This window comes from Streptomyces albireticuli (assembly GCF_002192455.1).
GTDB lineage: Bacteria > Actinomycetota > Actinomycetes > Streptomycetales > Streptomycetaceae > Streptomyces > Streptomyces albireticuli_B.
In genome coordinates, this window is record NZ_CP021744.1 from 2,901,284 (window position 1) to 2,920,305 (window position 19,022).

The 19,022-nt window shown below is 71.7% G+C and carries 15 protein-coding genes; 10 read left to right on the forward strand and 5 right to left on the reverse strand.

Annotated features, from left to right (window positions below; all coding sequences use genetic code 11):
* The first annotated feature begins 35 nt into the window (after window positions 1–35).
* The 3 genes from xseA (at window position 36) to SMD11_RS12145 (ending at window position 2,532) form a co-directional block, all read left to right on the forward strand.
* Complete coding sequence (gene xseA, locus SMD11_RS12135) at window positions 36–1,313, forward strand: exodeoxyribonuclease VII large subunit (RefSeq protein WP_087926474.1); 1,278 nt, start codon at window positions 36–38, stop codon at window positions 1,311–1,313.
* Window positions 1,314–1,323: 10 nt separating this feature from the next.
* On the forward strand, window positions 1,324–1,575 hold the full coding sequence (locus SMD11_RS12140; protein ID WP_087926475.1) for an exodeoxyribonuclease VII small subunit: 252 nt from the start codon (window positions 1,324–1,326) through the stop codon (window positions 1,573–1,575).
* 366 nt (window positions 1,576–1,941) lie between these two features.
* A complete protein-coding gene (locus SMD11_RS12145; RefSeq protein ID WP_087926476.1) occupies window positions 1,942–2,532 on the forward strand; it encodes a malonic semialdehyde reductase in 591 nt (196 codons plus the stop codon).
* Window positions 2,533–2,632: 100 nt separating this feature from the next.
* Here SMD11_RS12145 and SMD11_RS12150 read toward each other — a convergent pair whose 3' ends face one another.
* Window positions 2,633–3,193 (reverse strand): DUF4245 domain-containing protein, encoded by a 561-nt coding sequence (locus SMD11_RS12150; RefSeq protein WP_087926477.1) that lies wholly within the window; start codon window positions 3,191–3,193, stop codon window positions 2,633–2,635.
* Window positions 3,194–3,411: 218 nt separating this feature from the next.
* Between SMD11_RS12150 and glpX the strand changes: the two genes are divergently transcribed.
* Window positions 3,412–4,443 (forward strand): class II fructose-bisphosphatase, encoded by a 1,032-nt coding sequence (gene glpX, locus SMD11_RS12155; RefSeq protein WP_087926478.1) that lies wholly within the window; start codon window positions 3,412–3,414, stop codon window positions 4,441–4,443.
* Between the two features lie 162 nt (window positions 4,444–4,605).
* On the opposite strand, the gene SMD11_RS12160 is transcribed toward glpX, so the two are convergent.
* On the reverse strand, window positions 4,606–4,962 hold the full coding sequence (locus SMD11_RS12160) for a WhiB family transcriptional regulator (protein ID WP_087926479.1): 357 nt from the start codon (window positions 4,960–4,962) through the stop codon (window positions 4,606–4,608).
* 180 nt (window positions 4,963–5,142) lie between these two features.
* Window positions 5,143–5,832: a DUF1707 SHOCT-like domain-containing protein gene (locus SMD11_RS12165; protein WP_234366392.1), complete on the reverse strand. Its 690-nt coding sequence runs from the start codon at window positions 5,830–5,832 to the stop codon at window positions 5,143–5,145.
* Window positions 5,833–6,052: 220 nt separating this feature from the next.
* On the opposite strand from SMD11_RS12165, the gene SMD11_RS12170 reads away from it, so the two are divergent.
* On the forward strand, window positions 6,053–7,732 hold the full coding sequence (locus SMD11_RS12170) for a fumarate hydratase (protein WP_087926481.1): 1,680 nt from the start codon (window positions 6,053–6,055) through the stop codon (window positions 7,730–7,732).
* Window positions 7,733–7,870: 138 nt separating this feature from the next.
* Here SMD11_RS12170 and SMD11_RS12175 read toward each other — a convergent pair whose 3' ends face one another.
* Window positions 7,871–9,388: a ricin-type beta-trefoil lectin domain protein gene (locus SMD11_RS12175; protein ID WP_087926482.1), complete on the reverse strand. Its 1,518-nt coding sequence runs from the start codon at window positions 9,386–9,388 to the stop codon at window positions 7,871–7,873.
* A 109-nt stretch (window positions 9,389–9,497) separates the two neighbouring features.
* On the opposite strand from SMD11_RS12175, the gene SMD11_RS12180 reads away from it, so the two are divergent.
* The 5 genes from SMD11_RS12180 (at window position 9,498) to SMD11_RS12200 (ending at window position 16,411) form a co-directional block, all read left to right on the forward strand.
* The gene (locus SMD11_RS12180) at window positions 9,498–10,892 is read left to right on the forward strand and encodes a class II fumarate hydratase (RefSeq protein WP_087926483.1); all 1,395 of its coding nucleotides are present in this window, start codon (window positions 9,498–9,500) and stop codon (window positions 10,890–10,892) included.
* 115 nt (window positions 10,893–11,007) lie between these two features.
* Entirely contained in the window at window positions 11,008–11,694 is a 687-nt protein-coding gene (locus tag SMD11_RS12185) for a DUF402 domain-containing protein (RefSeq protein ID WP_087926484.1), read from the forward strand.
* Between the two features lie 137 nt (window positions 11,695–11,831).
* Window positions 11,832–12,506, forward strand: coding sequence for a class I SAM-dependent DNA methyltransferase (locus SMD11_RS12190; protein WP_087926485.1), 675 nt, complete (start codon window positions 11,832–11,834; stop codon window positions 12,504–12,506).
* Window positions 12,507–12,562: 56 nt separating this feature from the next.
* Complete coding sequence (locus SMD11_RS12195) at window positions 12,563–14,776, forward strand: ATP-binding SpoIIE family protein phosphatase (RefSeq protein ID WP_199843857.1); 2,214 nt, start codon at window positions 12,563–12,565, stop codon at window positions 14,774–14,776.
* Between the two features lie 171 nt (window positions 14,777–14,947).
* Window positions 14,948–16,411: a catalase gene (locus SMD11_RS12200; protein ID WP_087926486.1), complete on the forward strand. Its 1,464-nt coding sequence runs from the start codon at window positions 14,948–14,950 to the stop codon at window positions 16,409–16,411.
* Between the two features lie 81 nt (window positions 16,412–16,492).
* On the opposite strand, the gene SMD11_RS12205 is transcribed toward SMD11_RS12200, so the two are convergent.
* Window positions 16,493–18,763: a transglycosylase domain-containing protein gene (locus SMD11_RS12205; protein ID WP_087926487.1), complete on the reverse strand. Its 2,271-nt coding sequence runs from the start codon at window positions 18,761–18,763 to the stop codon at window positions 16,493–16,495.
* Between the last annotated feature and the right edge of the window lie 259 nt (window positions 18,764–19,022).

Genomic DNA, 19,022 nt, shown 5'->3' on the forward strand with positions numbered 1-19,022 from the left:
CCCACACTGTCAGCGCACGCGACTACGCTCGCGCCATGGCTCTGAGCACGTCCCCCGACACCCCGATCCCCGTCGGCCAGGTGTCCCGGCTGATCGGCGGCTGGATCGACCGCCTGGGCGCCGTATGGGTCGAGGGGCAGATCACCCAGCTGTCCCGGCGGCCCGGCGCGGGCGTGGTGTTCCTGACGCTGCGCGACCCGTCGCACGACATCTCGCTGTCCGTGACCTGCTACCGCGCGGTCTTCGACCAGGTCGCCGACATCGTCTCGGAGGGCGCGCGCGTCGTCGTGCACGCCAAGCCGGAGTGGTACGCGCCGCGCGGCCAGCTGTCCCTGCGGGCCGCCGAGATCCGGCCGGTCGGCGTCGGCGAGCTGCTGGCACGGCTGGAGCAGCTGAAGAGGTCGCTGACTGCGGAGGGTCTGTTCGCCGCCGACCGCAAGCGGCCGCTGCCGTTCCTGCCGCAGCTGATCGGGCTGGTCTGCGGCCGCGCCTCCGCCGCCGAGCGGGACGTCCTGGAGAACGCCCGGCACCGCTGGCCGGCGGTCCGCTTCGAGGTGCGCAACGTCCCGGTGCAGGGCGTGCACGCCGTACCGGCGGTCATCGAGGCGGTCACGGAGCTGGACGGGAAGCCCGAGGTCGACGTGATCATCGTGGCGCGGGGCGGCGGCAGCGTGGAGGACCTGCTGCCGTTCTCGGACGAGCAGCTCGTACGGGCGGTCGCCGGGTGCCGTACGCCGGTGGTGTCGGCGATCGGGCACGAGCCGGACACCCCGCTCCTGGACCTCGTCGCCGACCTGCGGGCCTCCACGCCCACCGACGCCGCCAAGCGCGTGGTGCCGGACGTCGGCGAGGAGCTGGTCCGGGTGCGGCAGCTGCGGGACCGCGCGCTGCGCTGCGTCACCGGGTTCCTTGACCGCGAGGAGCGAGGGCTCGCGGCGGTCCGGGCGCGCCCGTGCGTCGAGCGGCCGCAGCGGATGGTGGACGAGCGGGAGGCGCAGGTCACGGCGCTGGCCGAGCGGTCGCGGCGCACGCTCGGGCACCTGCTGGACCGGGCGGAGTCCGAGCTGTCGCACACCCACGCGCGGGTGGTCGCGCTGTCCCCGGCGGCGACCCTGCGCCGTGGCTACGCCGTGCTCCAGCACGCGGACGGCTCGGTGGTGCGGGCCGCGGCCGAGGTGACGGCCGAGGAGGAGCTGCGGGCACGGGTCGCGGAGGGTGAGTTCGCGGTGCGGGTCACGTCCGCGGAGACGCCTACGGAACCGTCCGCGGAGCCGTCGGCGGACGTGCGGCCCGGTGTCACTCCCCCCGCTTAGGCTGGACGACATGGCGAAGACGGGTGCGACAGCCGAGGACAGCGGCTCCGGCGAGAGCGTGCTGGGGTACGAGCAGGCGCGGGACGAACTGATCGAGGTGGTGCGCCGCCTGGAGGCGGGCGGCACCACGCTGGAGGAGTCCCTGGCGCTGTGGGAGCGCGGCGAGGAGCTGTCGAAGGTGTGCCGGCACTGGCTGGAGGGGGCGCGGGCGCGGCTGGACGCGGCGCTGGCGGAGTCCGAGGACGTGTCGGCCGAAGGCTGACGGGCCGGGGGCGGGGCCTTTTCCCCAGCCCCGCCCCTTCCCGAAACCGGGGGCAAGCCCCCGGACCCCCTTCCGCGCTGACGCGCGGTGTCCTCAAGCGCCGGACGGGCTGAATTCACCCGGTTCCGGGCAACCACTCAGCCCGTCCGGCGCTTGAGGACCGGGGTCCGGGGCGGAGCCCCGGTATCGGGAAGGGGCGGGGCTGGGGAAAGGCCCCGCGCAGCGGCCCACAACCCACCGCACCCTCGGCACACCCCCACCCCCCCGTGACCCGCCCCACCCCCCCTTTGGTTGAACTTTCACCTATCTCGCGTACAGTGGACGACATCAGCACAGCCCTCTGCACGTAATAGAAGGTGTTTTTTCATGACTCTCGCCCTCGACCCCGCCGCCCAGGACCTCCTCTTCCGCGAGGCCCGCACCGCCAACACCTTCTCCGCCGAACCGGTGACCGACGAGCAGATCCAGGCCGTCTACGACCTGGTCAAGTACGCCCCGACCGCCTTCAACCAGTCGCCGCTGCGCGTCGTCCTGGTCCGCTCCGAGGAGGCCCGCGAGCGTCTGGTGGGTCACATGGCCGAGGGCAACCAGGCCAAGACCCGCACCGCGCCGCTGGTCGCCATCCTCGCCACGGACAACGAGTTCCACGAGGAGCTGCCGGCGCTGTTCCCGCACTTCCCGCAGGCCAAGGACGTGTTCTTCGCCGAGCGTCCGGCCCGTGAGCAGTCGGCCGCGCTCAACGGCGCGCTCCAGGCCGCGTACTTCATCGTGGGCGTCCGCGCCGCCGGCCTGGCCGCGGGCCCGATGACCGGCTTCGACTTCGCGGGCGTCCAGAAGGAGTTCCTGGACGACGACCACACCCCGCTGATGGTCGTGAACATCGGCAAGCCGGGCGAGGACGCCTGGTTCCCCCGCTCGCCGCGCCTCTCCTACGAGCAGGTCGTCACGACCGTCTGACCGGACGCGTCACCCGCGAAAGCGAACAGCGGAACGGCCCGTCCTCCCCGATGCCGGGGAGGACGGGCCGTTCCGCTGGACAGACGGGAACAGAAGCCGGTCAGGCCTTGCCCGCCCCTTCCGGCAGAGTCTTCTTCTCCGCCTTGAGCGACGCGGCCATCTCCCCGAGCCGCTCGTAGGAGGCCGTGCCGGTGACGACCGTGGTCACCCCGCGCTCCTCGCGCACCAGGGCGTTGTACTTCTCGCCCTCGTAGCGGCGCCAGGTGGCGTCGCCCACCTTCTGCGTCCCGCTCGTCCGCTCCGCCCGCCGGCTCACCTCGTCGATGAACTCGGCCGCCGGGCCGTCGCTCTGCTCGACCGCCACGTACTCCTTCTGCGGGTCGAGGAAGCCCAGGTGCCAGAGCGAGCCTTCCTTGCCGCCCGCCCGGTACGAGACGGAGGTCGCGCGCCAGCCCTCGGCCAGCCCCTCGGGTGCCGCGACGGCGTACGGCGCGGCGCGGCGCGCCGTGTCGAGCTCCACGCGGTAGCCGACCGTCTTCACGGGGTCGTTGCTTTCGTCGTGCGGAATGAAGACATAGCTCACGAACGCCACGGGGATCACCACCGCGAGCGAGAGCAGCATGTTCCGTACGGTCTGCGCCTTGCCATTCCTACCAGCCACCCCACCATCGTCCCCTATGGCCCGAACGATCTCGACGCCGGAGGGGGGGTGCGCCGCGCACGGGGCTCCCGGGCGCCGTGAACCTTGACGACGCTCATGCGTGGGGCGCCCTGCTCACTCTCGCAGTAAGCAGATAAAGTCATCAGCACCCTCACCCTCTGCCCCGCCAAGGGGACGAGGGGCCCCACGGCCGTCGCCGTACAGAAAGGTGCGCTCCGATGACCGATCATCATCTGCCGTCCCCGCTGGAAGTCAGCCCCGAGGCCCCCGACCGGAACCTCGCCCTGGAGCTCGTCCGGGTCACCGAGGCCGGCGCCATGGCGTCGGGCCGCTGGGTCGGTCGCGGCGACAAGAACGGCGCGGACGGCGCCGCGGTCAAGGCCATGCGCGCCCTCATCGGCACCGTCTCCATGAACGGTGTCGTCGTCATCGGCGAGGGCGAGAAGGACAACGCCCCCATGCTCTACAACGGTGAGCGCGTGGGCGACGGGACCGGCGCCGAGTGCGACGTCGCCGTGGACCCGGTGGACGGCACCACCCTCACCGCCAAGGGCATGGCCAACGCGGTCTCCGTGATGGCCGTCGCCGACCGCGGCTCCATGTTCGACCCGTCCGCGGTCTTCTACATGGACAAGCTGGTCACCGGCCCCGAGGCCGCCGACTACGTCGACATCAACGCCCCGGTGGCCGTCAACATCCGGCGCGTCGCGAAGGCCAAGCACTCCTCGCCCGAGGACGTCACGGTCGTCGTCCTGGACCGCCCCCGCCACGACGGGATCGTCAAGGAGATCCGCGAGGCCGGCGCCCGCATCAAGTTCATCTCCGACGGCGACGTGGCCGGCGCGATCATGGCGGTGCGCGAGGGCACGGGCATCGACCTGCTGCTCGGCGTCGGCGGTACGCCCGAGGGCATCATCGCGGCCTGCGCGATCAAGTGCCTCGGCGGCACCATCCAGGCGAAGCTGTGGCCCAAGGACGACGAGGAGCGCGAGCGCGCCCTGGCCGCCGGTCACGACCTCGACAAGGTCCTGCACACCGACGACCTCGTCCGCGGTGACAACGTCTTCTTCGTCGCCACCGGCATCACCGACGGCGAGCTGCTGCGCGGCGTGCGCTACCGCGCGGAGACCGCGACCACGCAGTCGCTCGTCATGCGGTCCAAGTCGGGCACGATCCGGCAGATCGACTCCACGCACCGGCTGTCCAAGCTGCGCGCGTACAGCAGGGTGGACTTCGAGCGCCCCAGCTGACGCCCGAAGGCGCCTCCCTCGGCCGCGGATCCCGCGACGACTTCCGACCGGCCGGCGCCGGTCACCGGACGGGCCGGGAGCGGCCGGCCTCGGCCGGTCCCGGCCCGTCCGGGTGCCGCGAGCGCGGACGGGTGCGCCCCGGACGGACCCGGGCCCGCACGCTCAGCCCGCTGCGGCGATGCGTGTCGTGCGCGCCAGCTCGGCCTCGCGGCGGCGCCGGCGGGCGAGCACCACGCGGCGCTCGGCCGCGGTGAGACCGCCCCACACCCCGTAGGGCTCCGGCTGGAGCAGGGCGTGCTCCCGGCATTCGACCATCACGGGGCAGCGGGCGCAGACCCGCTTCGCGGCCTCCTCACGGGAGAGCCGCGCGGCCGTGGGTTCCTTGGATGGTGCGAAGAAGAGCCCGGCTTCATCCCGGCGGCACACCGCCTCCGAATGCCAGGGGCCGGCCTGATCCCTGGCGGAAATCCGCTGGGACGGTACGGCGGCTTCCTGCAGGGGCTGATGCGGTAGCAGCACGGTCTACTCCTGACGACGGCTTTGCTGGGCCGATTGAGTCACCTTTGCCCGCCTCCACTGCGCACGGCCATTCGCACCGGCAGCCGTACGAGAGACGATGCACCAAGCTTTACCCGCTGTGCGCGTGCTTATTCACACCGTTGCCATGAGCGGAACGCCGTCAGCCGCCGCCGGGCGCGATCAGCCCGCCGCGCGGAGGTTCTTGAGCCGCTTTCCGCGCCGGGGTTTGGCCTCCACACCGCCGAAGAACGCGAAGCCGGTGACGGAGACGACCGGGGCGTCGGGGTCGGGCGCCTCCTGGGTCCGGACGTCGAAACCGCCGAAGACGCCGCCTCCCGTGGTGCGCAGCGTGACGTTCTCGGGGACCTTGATGTCGACGCCGCCGAACACCGCGACCGCGTTGATCACGATCTCCCGGCGCTCGAAGACCGCCTCCGTCAGATCGATCTCCACCCCGCCGAACAGCGCGAAGGCGTTGGTCCGCCGCGGCACCCGCCAGCGGCCCTTGCGGCCGGCCCCGCCGAAGACGGCGACCAGGTTCTCCGTGCTCTCGGAGCCCTCCGGACCCGCGCCACCGGGGCGCGCCACGTCGTGGTCGTACGGGCGCGGGTGGGCCGGGGCGGCCCGGCCGGCGTCCGGGGCGCCACCGCCCGCGCGGGGCAGGTCGCGGACGAGCGGCTCCAGCTCCCCGAGCGTCCGGGCCCCGTAGACGGCGCCGACCCGCTCGCCGTGCTCCTCCGCCGTGAGGCGCCCCTCGGCCAGGGCCTCGCGCAGGATGTCCGCGATCCGGTCGCGGTCGGCGTCGGAGGCGCGGATCCCGGGCGCACCGGGCAGACCGGACGGACCGGGCTCCGTCACGGCCACCGGCACGGGCTCGGGCGGGCTCTCGGACCCGCTCGGTCGGGGCCGCTTCTCGAACGATGGCTTGTCCACGACAGCAGCGTAGCGAAACGCGATAGATCGCGACCAGGGGAAAGTCGAGATGTACTGAGCCTTACCTCACAAGCCCGGACGCGCGGCGGCCGCCTACGCTTGAGCTGCGCTGCCGAAGGTGCCAGCCGAAGCCACTGTCGAGTGAGGAATCGCCGCAATGTCTGCCCCGTCTGAGTTCGCCTATACCGACCTCCTGCCCCTGGGCGAGGACCACACTCCGTACCGCCTGGTCACCTCCGAGGGCGTGTCCACCTTCGAGGCCGACGGCCGTACGTTCCTCAAGGTCGAGCCGGAGGCGCTGCGGAAGCTGGCCGCCGAGGCGATGCACGACATCTCGCACTACCTGCGGCCCGCGCACCTCGCGCAGCTGCGCCGCATCCTCGACGACCCCGAGGCGTCCGCGAACGACCGCTTCGTCGCCCTCGACCTGCTGAAGAACGCCAACATCGCCGCGGCCGGCGTGCTCCCGATGTGCCAGGACACCGGCACCGCCATCGTCATGGGCAAGCGCGGCCAGAACGTCCTCACCGAGGGCGAGGACGAGAAGGCGCTCTCGCACGGCATCTTCGACGCCTACACCGAGCTCAACCTGCGCTACTCGCAGATGGCGCCGCTGACCATGTGGGACGAGAAGAACACCGGCTCCAACCTGCCCGCGCAGATCGAGCTGTACGCGACCGACGGCGGCGCGTACAAGTTCCTCTTCATGGCCAAGGGCGGCGGCTCGGCCAACAAGTCCTTCCTCTACCAGGAGACGAAGGCGGTCCTCAACGAGGGCTCCATGATGAAGTTCCTGGAGCAGAAGATCCGCTCGCTGGGCACCGCCGCGTGCCCGCCGTACCACCTGGCGATCGTCGTCGGCGGCACCTCCGCCGAGTACGCTCTGAAGACCGCGAAGTACGCCTCCGCGCACTACCTCGACGAGCTGCCCGAGGAGGGCTCCCCGCTCGGCCACGGCTTCCGTGACAAGGAGCTGGAGGAGAAGGTCTTCGAGCTGACGCAGAAGATCGGCATCGGCGCCCAGTTCGGCGGCAAGTACTTCTGCCACGACGTGCGCGTGGTCCGCCTGCCGCGGCACGGCGCGTCCTGCCCGGTGGCCATCGCGGTCTCCTGCTCCGCCGACCGCCAGGCGCTCGCCAAGATCACGCCCGAGGGCGTCTTCCTGGAGCAGCTGGAGACGGACCCGGCGCGCTTCCTCCCGGACACCACCGAGGAGCAGCTGACCGAGGGCGCGGGCGCCGACCTGGACGCGGTCGCCATCGACCTGGACCGGCCGATGGACGAGATCCTCGCGGAGCTGACCAAGCACCCGGTCAAGACCCGGCTCTCGCTGACCGGCACGCTCGTCGTGGCCCGTGACATCGCACATGCGAAGATCAAGGAGCTGCTGGACTCGGGTGCGGAGATGCCCGAGTACCTCAAGAACCACCCGGTCTACTACGCGGGCCCGGCCAAGACCCCCGAGGGCTACGCCTCCGGCTCCTTCGGCCCGACGACGGCCGGCCGCATGGACTCCTACGTCGAGCAGTTCCAGGCCGCGGGCGGCTCCAAGGTGATGCTCGCCAAGGGCAACCGCTCCTCGCAGGTCACCAGCGCGTGCAAGGCACACGGCGGCTTCTACCTGGGCTCGATCGGCGGCCCGGCGGCGCGGCTGGCGCAGGACTGCATCAAGAAGGTCGAGGTCCTGGAGTACGAGGAGCTCGGCATGGAGGCGGTCTGGCGGATCGAGGTCGAGGACTTCCCGGCGTTCATCGTCGTGGACGACAAGGGCAACGACTTCTTCGTGGATCCGGCGCCGGCGCCGACGTTCACGAGCATTCCGGTGCGGCAGGGGTAGCCGGGCGGGGGCTTTTTCCCAGCCCCGCCCCTTCCCGAATGTCCTCAAGCGCCGGACGGGCTGAAAATCAGCCCGTCCGGCGTTCGAGGACCGGGGTCCGGGGCGGAGCCCCGGTTTCGGGAAGGGGCGGGGTGGGGGCTACGCGAAGCGCTGCGCCGCCGACCCGTCGCACTTCTGGAGCCGCACCGCGTCCTTCGCCGACGACAGCGTCAGGCACAGCCCGTCCGCGGCGGCGGGCCGGAACCCGGAACCGTTCCGGACGAACTTCTGGTTCCCCCCACCGTGGCAGTTCCACAGCACCACAGCCGCCCCCGCCGCGTACTTCCCCTCCGGGACGTCGACGCAGCGGTCGTGGGAGAGCGCCGTGCGCAGCGCGCCCGTGGCGGAGTCGTACGACCACTCCTGGTTCCGGTTCCCCGTGCAGTCCCAGCCGACGACCGCGGTGCCGTTGCGGCTGGCCGCCCCGTACGCGTCGACGCAGGTCCCCGTCGCCGCGCCCTTGAGCGGGCGGAAGGAGTCGTCCCAGGCGCCCTCGCGCAGCACCGGCGTCCCCGTGCTGCCGGGGTCGGCGCAGCCGGCCTCGCGGTAGCCCGCGCGGTAGAGCTGGCTGAGGCAGGACGCGAAGGCGCCGTGCCCGCGCTGGTTGGGGTGGAAGGACTGGCGGACGGAGTTGGAGTCCGGCGGGAACGGGTTGGTCACGTCGACGTAGAGGCCGCGGGCCCAGGTGTCCTCCATGCACACCTCGTGGCCGTGGAAGAGGCGGGAGTTGTCGAGGTAGGTCGCGCCGGTGCGGCGGGCCGCCTCGCGCATGCCGCGCTCGAAGGCGGGGACGGCGGTGTTGCGGCCCCAGGCGGCGTCGGAGGTGTAGCCGAGGCAGCCGCCGGGGAGCTTGCCCGGGAACTTGGGGTTGTCCTCGAAGTCGGGGCCGATCGGGCTGGGGTAGCCCATGACGACGAGCCGGTAGTCGCCGTCGGCGTAGCCCGCGCCGGTCATGACGGCGCGCAGGTCCCGTACGGTCTGCTCGACCTTGGGCACGAGGCCGTCGACGCGGGCCTGCCAGCCGGGTGCGTACTTGGGCTCGCAGGTGCCCTGGAGGGTGAGGTAGCGGGTGACGCAGTCGGTCATCACGGGCCCGAACTGGAGGTCGTCGTTGGCGCCGGCGACGAGCAGCACCAGCTTGACGCGGGTGTTGCGGGCCTTGACGGCGAGGTTGTCGCTCTGGACCAGCTCGTCCGCGTACTGCTTGCTGCCGCCGGCCCGGATGTTGTACGTGGCCGCGCCGGAACAGGCCACGTTGTAAGTGACGTCGGCCGGGATGGTGGTGCGGTGGATGGCGGCGTCGGGCGAGCGGTGGCACCAGTTGTCGGGCCCGTTGGTGCCCGGCTCGTAGGTGCCGACGCCCTCACCCGAGATCTCGCTGTCGCCGAGCGAGACGAGGGAGGTCTTGCGCTGGTCGAGGGGCCGTTCGGCGGCGTCGCCGTAGAGCTTGAGGGCCTCGGCGGCGCGGATCTTCTCCAGCTCCGGTGCGAGGGGGGTGGCGGCCGCGGCGCGGGGCAGGGCCTGGGCGGTGGGGCCGGTCGCGGCCATGCCGCCGAACGCCGCGGCGAGCGCGGCGACGGCGGCGAGGGTACAGCGCAGGGTGGGTCTGCGTGTCATCGTGTCTCCCCGGTTTCTGTTGTTACCCGCGGTATTTACTAGTCGGTAGGTACTTTTGGGAACACGTTGAACCGGACAAACGCTGTTCTTTGTCAGGAGGTAAGTGACGATGACCGACAGCGAGCAGTACCGGATCGAGCACGACTCGATGGGTGAGGTCCGGGTCCCGGCCCACGCCAAGTGGCGCGCGCAGACCCAGCGGGCCGTGGAGAACTTCCCGATCAGCGGCCAGCGGCTGGAGCGCGCGCACATCGCGGCGCTGGCCCGGATCAAGGGGGCGGCCGCCAAGGTCAACGCCGAGCTGGGCGTGGTGGACAAGGACATCGCGGAGGCCGTCGCCGCCGCGGCCGAGGAGGTCGCGGCGGGCCGCTGGGACGACCACTTCCCCGTCGACGTCTTCCAGACCGGCTCCGGCACGTCCTCGAACATGAACACCAACGAGGTCCTCGCCACCCTCGCCACCGAGCGCCTGGGCCGGGACGTGCACCCGAACGACCACGTCAACGCCTCGCAGAGCTCCAACGACGTGTTCCCGTCCAGCATCCACATCGCCGCCACCGCGGCCGTCACCGGCGATCTGATCCCGGCGCTGGAGCACCTGGCCGCGTCCCTGGAGCGCAAGGCCGAGGAGTTCTCACAGGTCGTCAAGTCCGGCCGTACGCACCTGATGGACGCCACCCCTGTGACGCTCGGTCAGGAATTCGGCGGCTACGCGGCCCAGGTGCGCTACGGCGTGGAGCGGCTGCGTTCCGCCCTGCCCCGGCTGGCCGAACTGCCCCTCGGCGGTACGGCCGTGGGCACCGGCATCAACACCCCGCCCGGCTTCTCCGGTGCCGTCATCGCCGAGGTGGCCCGCGCCACCGGGCTGCCGCTGACCGAGGCCCGCGACCACTTCGAGGCCCAGGGCGCCCGCGACGGCCTGGTGGAGACCAGCGGCCAGCTGCGGACGATCGCGGTGGGCCTCACCAAGATCGCCAACGATCTGCGCTGGATGTCCTCCGGTCCGCGCACCGGTCTGGCCGAGATCAATCTCCCCGACCTCCAGCCGGGCTCCTCGATCATGCCCGGCAAGGTCAATCCGGTCGTCCCCGAGGCCGTCCTGATGGTGGCCGCCCAGGTCACCGGGAACGACACGACCGTGGCCACGGCGGGCGCGGCCGGGAACTTCGAGCTCAATGTGATGCTCCCGGTGATGGCGAAGAACCTCCTCGAATCGGTGCGGCTGCTCGCCAACGCCTCCCGGCTGCTCGCCGACCGCACCGTCGACGGCATCACCGCCAACGTCGAGCGCGCCCGCGAGTACGCGGAGTCCTCGCCCTCGGTCGTCACCCCGCTCAACCGCTACATCGGCTACGAGGAGGCCGCCAAGGTGGCCAAGAAGTCCCTCGCCGAGCGCAGGACGATCCGCGAGGTCGTCCTGGAGTCGGGCTACGTCGACCGCGGGCTGCTGACGCGGGAGCAGCTCGACGAGGCACTGGACGTGCTGCGGATGACCCGCCCGTAATCCCTCCGGGCCCCGGGGGCGCGCCCCCGGGCGCCGGGTCCGGGCGGCGCCCTGGACCGTACCTTTGCGGCGCACGTCACGGCGCATCCCCGTGCCGGGCACCTAGGATCTGCGCATGACAGCGGACACGGTGGACACCACGGGCACGGCCGGCACCGCCCCCTGGGCGCCGGGGGACCATATCCTCTGGCGCTACCGGGGCAACGGCAGCGACCAGGTCCACATCTGCCGTCCCGTCACCGTCGTCCAGGACACCGACGAACTCCTGGCCGTGTGGATGGCCCCCGGCACGGACTGCGTCAAGCCGCTGCTGGCCGATGGCACCCCCATCCACAAGGAGCCGCTCGCCACCCGCTACACCCGTCCGCGCACGACCGTCGTCGACCGCTGGCACGGCACGGGCGTCCTCAAGCTCGCCCGGCCCGGCGAGGCCTGGTCGGTCTGGCTGTTCTGGGACGCGGGCTGGCGCTTCAAGAACTGGTACGTCAACCTCGAGGAGCCCCTCGCCCGCTGGGCCGGCGGGGTCGACTCCGAGGACCACTACCTCGACATCGCCGTCTACCCGGACCGCCGTTGGGAGTGGAAGGACGAGGACGAGTTCGCCCAGGCGCAGCGCGTCGGCCTGATGCCCGCCGAGCAGGCCGCGCGGGTGCGGGCCGCCGGGCACGACGCCGTCCGGCGGATCGAGGAATGGGCCGCTCCGTTCGCCGCGGGCTGGGAGGACTGGCGGCCGGATCCCGCCTGGGCCGTGCCGTCCCTGCCGGCCGACTGGGACCGGGTCCCGGTCCGGGTACGGAGCTGAACCTCCGGAACCGCTTGGCGGGCCCCCACGGGGCAACCGTAGGATCGGCCTCCGCGATACTGCACAGCAGCACGGCACGAACAGAGCACGGCATGTGACGCACGATCACAGCCGAAGGTCACAGAGAGGGCGGAGCCGTGAGCGGTGACGACCAGCGGGACTACGACGGCTACGCCCGCTTAGGGCTGGACCGCAGTGGTCAGGCCGAGGCCTTCGACAGCATCGGCGACCGCTACGACGAGGCGTTCCCGCACAAGGAGGGCCAGCTCGACGCCGGTGCCTGGCTCGCGGCCGAGCTGCCGCCCGGCTCCCGGATCCTCGACCTCGGCTGCGGTACGGGCCTGCCGACGGCCCGGCAGCTGAGCGACGCGGGCCATCAGGTCCTCGGCGTCGACATCTCGGCCGGCATGCTCGACCTGGCCCGCGGCAACGTCCCCAAGGCGGAGTTCCGCCTGGCGGACCTGGCCGACCTGCGGGACGGGCGGCTGGGCGCCTTCGACGGCGTCGCCGCGTTCTTCGCCCTGCTGATGCTGCCCCGCGCGGAGATCCCGCACGCGCTGCGGATGCTGCACGACCTGCTGAGACCCGGGGGGCTGCTGGCCCTGTCGATGGTCGAGGCCGACGTGGACGACTTCGCGATCCCGTTCCTGGGCAACACGATCCGGGTATCCGGATATCTGCGGGAGGAACTGCGCCAGGTCGTGTGCGAAGCGGGTTTCGAGATCGCCGGGGAGAACTCGCTGGCGTACGCCCCGGCGAGTACGGACGTACCACCCGAGATCCAGCTCTTCCTCAATCTGCGACGCGCCTGACCCACGGTGCGCCCTCTGCGACTGGGCGTACGGCCCCGACGGATGGAACCCCACGCGTGACGGAGCATCCCAACTCCCACGGACGACAGCGGACCGCGGCGGTGCGACAGCCCGCCCCGCCCGGCACCGTGCCCGGCGTGCCCGCGCCCGTGCCCGGCCCCGACGCCGCCACCGCCCGCCTGCCCCGGCAGCCCGGCGGGGGTGGCGGCTGCGCCGTGCCCGGCGCCGAGGCCCCGCGCGAGCGGAGCCGCGCCGAGGCGCACCCGGAACCGGCCGGGCGCCCGGGCGGCGACGCCCACGCGGCAGGCCCGGCACGCGGCGGCCCCGAGCGGACCGGCGGGCCGGACGGTCAGGCCGGCGTCAGCGGGGCCGTGGACGGGGCGGGTGCGGCCGACGGCGCGCCTGGGGCCCCCGAGGCACCCGCGGCCCCCGGGACCGCCGCAGCGGGCCGTACGCGGCCGGGCGCGGACGGCTCCGGCCCGGGCGGCGCCGACGGTGGCGGGGCAGCCCCCGCGTCTCCCACGCCCGCCGGGGCCACCGGCGGCGAGCGGCTGCGCTTCGTCGGCGCGGCCACCCGGCGGATCGCGCGCGGCATCGACCTGGACGAGATCGTGCTCGGCCTGTGCCGGGCCACCGTGCCCACCTTCGCCGACGCGATCCTGGTCTACCTCCGCGACCCGCTGCCGGTGGGCGACGAGCGGCCGGTGGGCCCCGTCGTGCTGCGGCTGCGCCGCACCGACCAGCTGCCCGAGCACGTGCGCGGCCTGGGCGAGCCGGTCGGCGGCTTCGCCGTGCCCGCGGAGCCGGTCCCCGACCGCACCGATCCGGCCACCGACCTGGCGGGGGCCGCGGCCGAGCGCTGCGAGGTGCGCATAGGAGGGCCGCTCGCGGAGGTGCTGCGAGGGGTCAGACCCGTCTTCGGCGACTCCTCCGCCGCGCGGGCGGCGCTCCCGGAACTGCTGGGCGAGGGCCGGTGCGTCCCGGACCGGCACCGGACGATCCTCGCGCCGCTGCGCGGCCGGCGCCGGGTGATCGGGGCCGCGGTCTTCATACGCCGCGCCGACCGGCCCGCCTTCGAGGGCGACGACCTGCTGGTCGCGGCGCAGCTGGCGACGCACACGGCCCTCGGCGTCGACAAGGCGGTGCTCTACGGCCGCGAGGTCTACATCGCGGACGAGCTCCAGCGCACGATGCTCCCCGACTCCCTCCCCCAGCCGACCGGCGTCCGGCTCGCCAGCCGCTATCTGCCGGCCGCCGAGACCGCCCGGGTGGGCGGTGACTGGTACGACGCCATCCCGCTGCCGGGCAACCGGGTCGCGCTCGTGGTCGGCGACGTCATGGGCCACTCCATGACCTCCGCCGCGATCATGGGCCAGCTGCGCACCACCGCGCAGACCCTCGCGGGCCTGGACCTGCCGCCGGCCGAGGTGCTGCACCACCTGGACGAGCAGGCCCAGCGGCTGGGCTCGGACCGCATGGCCACCTGCCTCTACGCGGTCTACGACCCGGTCGCGCACCGCATCGTGATCGCCAACGCCGGGCACCCGCCGCCCATCATGCTGCACCGCGGCGGCCGCGCCGAGGTGCTGCGCGTCCCGCCGGGCGCGCCGATCGGCGTGGGCGGGGTGGACTTCGAGGCGGTGGAGCTGGACGCGCCGGCCGGGGCGACCCTGCTGCTGTACACCGACGGCCTGGTGGAGTCGCGGATACGGGACGTGTGGACGGGCATAGAGCAGCTGCGCGAGCGGCTGATCGAGACGGCCCGGCTGACGGGCCCGAACCCGCCGCCGCTGGAGCCGCTGTGCGACGAGGTGCTCGGCATGCTCGGCCCGGGTGACCGGGACGACGACATCGCCCTGCTCGCGGCCCGCTTCGAGGGGATCGCCCCCAGCGACGTCGCGTACTGGTTCCTCGACCCCCGGCCGCAGACGGCCCGGCAGGCCCGCCGGCTGGCCCGCCGGGCGCTGACCCGCTGGGGTCTGGAGGAGCTGTCCGACAGCGTGGAGCTGCTGGTCAGCGAGGTGATCACCAATGCGGTGCGGTACGCCGAACGGCCGATAACGCTGCGGTTGCTCCGGACGGACGTACTGCGCTGCGAGGTCGGCGACGATGTGCCCCAGCTGCCCCGGCTGCGTCAGGCCCGGCCCTCGGACGAGGGCGGGCGGGGGCTGTATCTGGTGAACCGGCTGGCCAGGCGGTGGGGGGCGACCCGGCTCTCCACCGGGAAGGTGGTGTGGTTCGAGCTGGCGCTGCCCGCGCATGCCCGGTGAGGTCCGGGGCACCTGAGGAGGGTGTCCGGGACGACCCGTTCGCCCGTACGAGGTGAAATTCTGGACAGTGTCCAGACTCCTGTTGCCGACACGCTGTCGGCGGAGTTCACTGGCTCGGGTGAGGGCGGCACGGACGCGCCCTCACCCATCCCCCGTTCCGGGAGGCGTCCCATGACCGACTCGGCGCAGCAGACTCCTTACACCACGAACAACGCGGGAATCCCGGTGGAGAGCGACGAGCACTCGCTCACCATCGGTGACACCGGTCCCATCCTGCTCCAGGATCACTACCTGATCGAGAAGATGGCCCAGTTCAACCGGGAACGGGTCCCCGAGCGGGTGGTGCACGCCAAGGGCGGCGGCGCCTACGGCTTCTTCGAGGTCACCAACGACGTCAGCCAGTTCACCAAGGCGGACCTCTTCCAGCCCGGGAAGCGCTGCGAGATGCTGGCCCGCTTCTCGACGGTCGCGGGGGAACAGGGCAGCCCCGACACCTGGCGCGACCCGCGCGGCTTCGCCCTGAAGTTCTACACCGAACACGGCAACTACGACCTGGTCGGCAACAACACCCCGGTCTTCTTCGTCCGGGACCCGCAGAAGTTCCAGGACTTCATCCGCAGCCAGAAGCGCCACCCGCGGACCGGCCTGCGCAACAACGACATGCAGTGGGACTTCTGGACGCTGTCGCCGGAGTCGGCGCACCAGGTCACCTGGCTGATGGGCGACCGCGGCATCCCGAAGACCTGGCGCCACATGAACGGCTACAGCTCGCACACCTACATGTGGGTGAACGGCGGCGGTGAGCGGTTCTGGGTGAAGTACCACATCAAGACCGACCAGGGCATCGACTTCCTCACCCAGGCGGAGGCGGACGAGCTGGCGGGCTCGGACGCCGACAAGCACCGCCGGGACCTCTACGAGTCCATCGAGAGCGGGAACGCCCCCTCCTGGACGATGCACGTCCAGATCATGCCCTTCGAGGACGCGGCGGACTACCGCTTCAACCCCTTCGACCTGACGAAGGTGTGGCCGCACGGCGACTACCCGCTGATCGAGGTCGGCCGGATGACGCTGGACAGGAACCCCGAGGACTTCTTCATCCACATCGAGCAGGCCGCGTTCGAGCCGTCCAACCTGGTGCCGGGCATCGGGCCGTCCCCGGACAAGATGCTGCTCGGGCGGCTCTTCTCCTACCCGGACACCCACCGCTACCGCATCGGCCCGAACTACGCGCAGCTGCCGCCGAACCGGCCGCACTCCCCGGTGTACTCCTACGCCAAGGACGGCCCGATGCGCTACGAGCCGTCCCGTACGGGCGCGGTGTACGCCCCGAACTCCCACGGCGGTCCGGCCGCGGACTACGGGCGCTTCGGCGACCCGGCGGGCTGGGCGGCGGCGGGCGAGATGGTCCGCGAGGCGTACAAGCTGCACCGCGAGGACGACGACTGGGGCCAGCCGGGCACGCTGGTCCGCCAGGTCATGGACGACGCCGCGCGCGACCGGCTGGTGGGCAACGTCTCCGGCCATCTGAAGCAGGGCGTCAGCAGGCCCGTCCTCGACCGGGCGTTCCAGTACTGGCGCAACATCGACAAGAAGATCGGCGACCGGATCGCCACCGAGGTCAACGGCGGCTGAGCCCGGGACCGCGAAAGGACGGCCGCCCGCCGCGCTTCTCGCGCGGCGGGCGGCCGTCCTTCGGGTCCGGTGCGGGCCGGGTCAGTCCTTCGGGTCCACGCGCCCGCCGTTGGGCACCGTCCCGCCGTCGGCACCGCCGCCGCCCGTGCTGGGCGAGGGCTTGTTCGACGGGGTGGGCGGCTTCGGCGGCTTCGCGGACTGCGAGGCCGGCGGGGGCGACGGCTGCTGCGACGGCGGCTTGGAGGAACCGCCCGGGGACGGCGACTGCGACTGCCGCGAGGGCGTCGCCGACGGCGTGTGCGAGGGCTGCGTGGAGGGCTGCGAGGAGGCCGGCGGCGCGGGCGGCGGGGGCACCACGGCCGCCTCGTCCGTCTCCAGGTCGAACTCGGTGTCGCCGTCCGCGGCCTCACCCATGTAGTCGGCCCAGATCTCGGCCGGGTAGCCACCACCGTTGATACGGCCGTCGTGGCCGCCGGTGTTGGTCAACGGTACCTGCTTGCCGCCGGGGCCCTCACCGAACATGCCGACCGTGGTCACCAGACCGGGGGTGTAGCCCGCGAACCACGCCGACTTGTTGTCGTCGGAGGTGCCGGTCTTGCCCGCCACCGCGTACGTCGCGTTCTGCACGACCTTGGCCGTACCGTCGTTGACCACGCCCTTGAGGATCTGGGTCACGTTGTCGGCGTTGGTGCGGTCGAGGACCTGGCTGCCGATCGGGTCGGGCATGTCCAGCTTCTGGCCGCCGTTGCGGGTGACCGAGGCGACGAGGGTCGGGGTGACCTTCTTGCCGTGGTTGGCGAGGGTCGCGTAGGCACCGGCCATCCGGAGGGGGCTCGCGCCCATGGAGCCCAGCGACATGGCGGGCACCTCCTCGAAGTTGCCGGCCTTGCCGTTCATGCCCATGTCGACGGCGGTCTTCTTGACCTTGGCGAGGCCCACGTCGACGGCCATCTGCGCGAACGCGGAGTTGATGGACTTGTTCATCGACTCCTGGACCGTCACCGGGCCGTAGCTGACGTCGTCCTCGTTCTCCGGGGCGAAGGCCGTGTCACCGCCGCGGACGGGCCGCTTGCTGGTGCCGTCGTAGATCGTGCCGGCCGTGATGCGCTGGCCGTTCTCGTTCTTGGCCTCGTTCTGCAACGCGGAGGCGAAGATCAGCGGCTTGAAGGTGGAGGCCGGCTGGTAGTCCTCGCGGGTGGCGTTGTTGCTGAAGTGCTTGAGGTAGTCCTGGCCGCCGTAGAGGGCCACGACCCTGCCGGTCTTGCGGTCCACCGAGGCGGCGCCGACCTGGGCATAGGCGTCGACCTTGCGGGCCTGGGGATCCAGCTTGCGGGTCACCTGCTGGTGGACCGCCTTCTCCAGCTCCTTCTGCTTCGTCGGGTCGATGCTGAGCGTGATGGTCCAGCCGCCGGCCGCCAGGTCGCTCTCGCTGCGGCCCTGGGCGCGCAGCACCCGCTCGATCTCCTGCTCCGCCGCCTTGACGAGGTAGCCGTTCTGACCGCTCATGCCCTTCGGGGGCTTGGGGTCCTTCGGCACCTCGAACTTCATGTCCTTGCGCTTGTCCGCGGTGAGCCACTTCATCTCGACCATCTTGTCGAGGACGTAGTTCCAGCGGTTCTGGGCGTTCTTCTTGCCGTCGTCGGTCGCGACGGTCCAGTCGTACTGGCTCGGGGCCTGGAGCAACGCGGCCAGGTAGGCGCCCTCTTCGAGGGTGAGCTTGTCGACGTCCTTCTGGTAGTACGCGCGGGAGGCGGCCTGGATGCCGTAGGCGTTCCGGCCGTAGTAACTGGTGTTCAGGTACCCGGCGAGGATGTCCTTCTTGTCGAACTTCTGCTGCACCTTGAGCGAGATGATCAGTTCCTTCACCTTGCGGGTGACGGTCTGTTCCTGGCTCAGGTAGGAGTTCTTGACGTACTGCTGGGTGATGGTCGAGCCACCCTGCTTGCCGCGGCCCATCACGGTGTTGAGGATGCCTCGGGCGGTGCCCTTGACGTCGACACCGGGGTCGGTCCAGAAGTTCTTGTTCTCCGCCGCGACGACGGCGTTCTGGATGTTCTTGGGAATCTTGTCCAGCGGGACTTCCTCACGGTTGACCTGGCCCGTACGGGCCACCACCGTGCCGTTGCTGAGCTTGTAGATGTTGCTCTGCAACTTCGTCGCCGTCTTGCTGTCGGGGACGTCGACGTACAGATAGAGCGCCACGAAGGCGCCCGCACCGAGAGCGATCAGACCCACGAAGTAGGCGAGCAGCTTCTTCCACGTGAAGAAGCGGCGTATGCCTGTCTTCTTGGGCTTCTTGCCCTTCGTTGTGCGGGTGCTGTTCTGCGCCCGTCGCGCTTCCGCTCGGCCCATCTCTCCCGTAGCTCCACTCTGTCCGCCCCCAACCCAGCTCACGAAGCTAACACCGCAACTGTCACCAAACGCCCATCGATCAAGGCTTTGACGCACGTGACATACAGCACCCCGGATGGCGGGAACCGGGTACGGCGCAGCGCGGAAAACCGTACAGGGCGATAATGTGCTATCACTTTGCTAGACAGCCGAGGGGGCGCGCCGACCGACGCGCGGCCCGTCGGACACGCGTGAAATCAGCGAGGAACCAGGGGGATCG

What these genes read in the sequence shown, in the direction of transcription:
- SMD11_RS12205 (WP_087926487.1), bottom strand. Translation starts at nt 18,763, where the DNA reads ATGGGCCGAGCGGAAGCGCGACGGGCGCAGAACAGCACCCGCACAACG.
- SMD11_RS12180 (WP_087926483.1), top strand. Translation starts at nt 9,498, where the DNA reads ATGACCGACAGCGAGCAGTACCGGATCGAGCACGACTCGATGGGTGAG.
- SMD11_RS12185 (WP_087926484.1), top strand. Translation starts at nt 11,008, where the DNA reads ATGACAGCGGACACGGTGGACACCACGGGCACGGCCGGCACCGCCCCC.
- SMD11_RS12170 (WP_087926481.1), top strand. Translation starts at nt 6,053, where the DNA reads ATGTCTGCCCCGTCTGAGTTCGCCTATACCGACCTCCTGCCCCTGGGC.
- SMD11_RS12140 (WP_087926475.1), top strand. Translation starts at nt 1,324, where the DNA reads ATGGCGAAGACGGGTGCGACAGCCGAGGACAGCGGCTCCGGCGAGAGC.
- SMD11_RS12145 (WP_087926476.1), top strand. Translation starts at nt 1,942, where the DNA reads ATGACTCTCGCCCTCGACCCCGCCGCCCAGGACCTCCTCTTCCGCGAG.
- SMD11_RS12175 (WP_087926482.1), bottom strand. Translation starts at nt 9,388, where the DNA reads ATGACACGCAGACCCACCCTGCGCTGTACCCTCGCCGCCGTCGCCGCG.
- xseA (WP_087926474.1), top strand. Translation starts at nt 36, where the DNA reads ATGGCTCTGAGCACGTCCCCCGACACCCCGATCCCCGTCGGCCAGGTG.
- glpX (WP_087926478.1), top strand. Translation starts at nt 3,412, where the DNA reads ATGACCGATCATCATCTGCCGTCCCCGCTGGAAGTCAGCCCCGAGGCC.
- SMD11_RS12200 (WP_087926486.1), top strand. Translation starts at nt 14,948, where the DNA reads ATGACCGACTCGGCGCAGCAGACTCCTTACACCACGAACAACGCGGGA.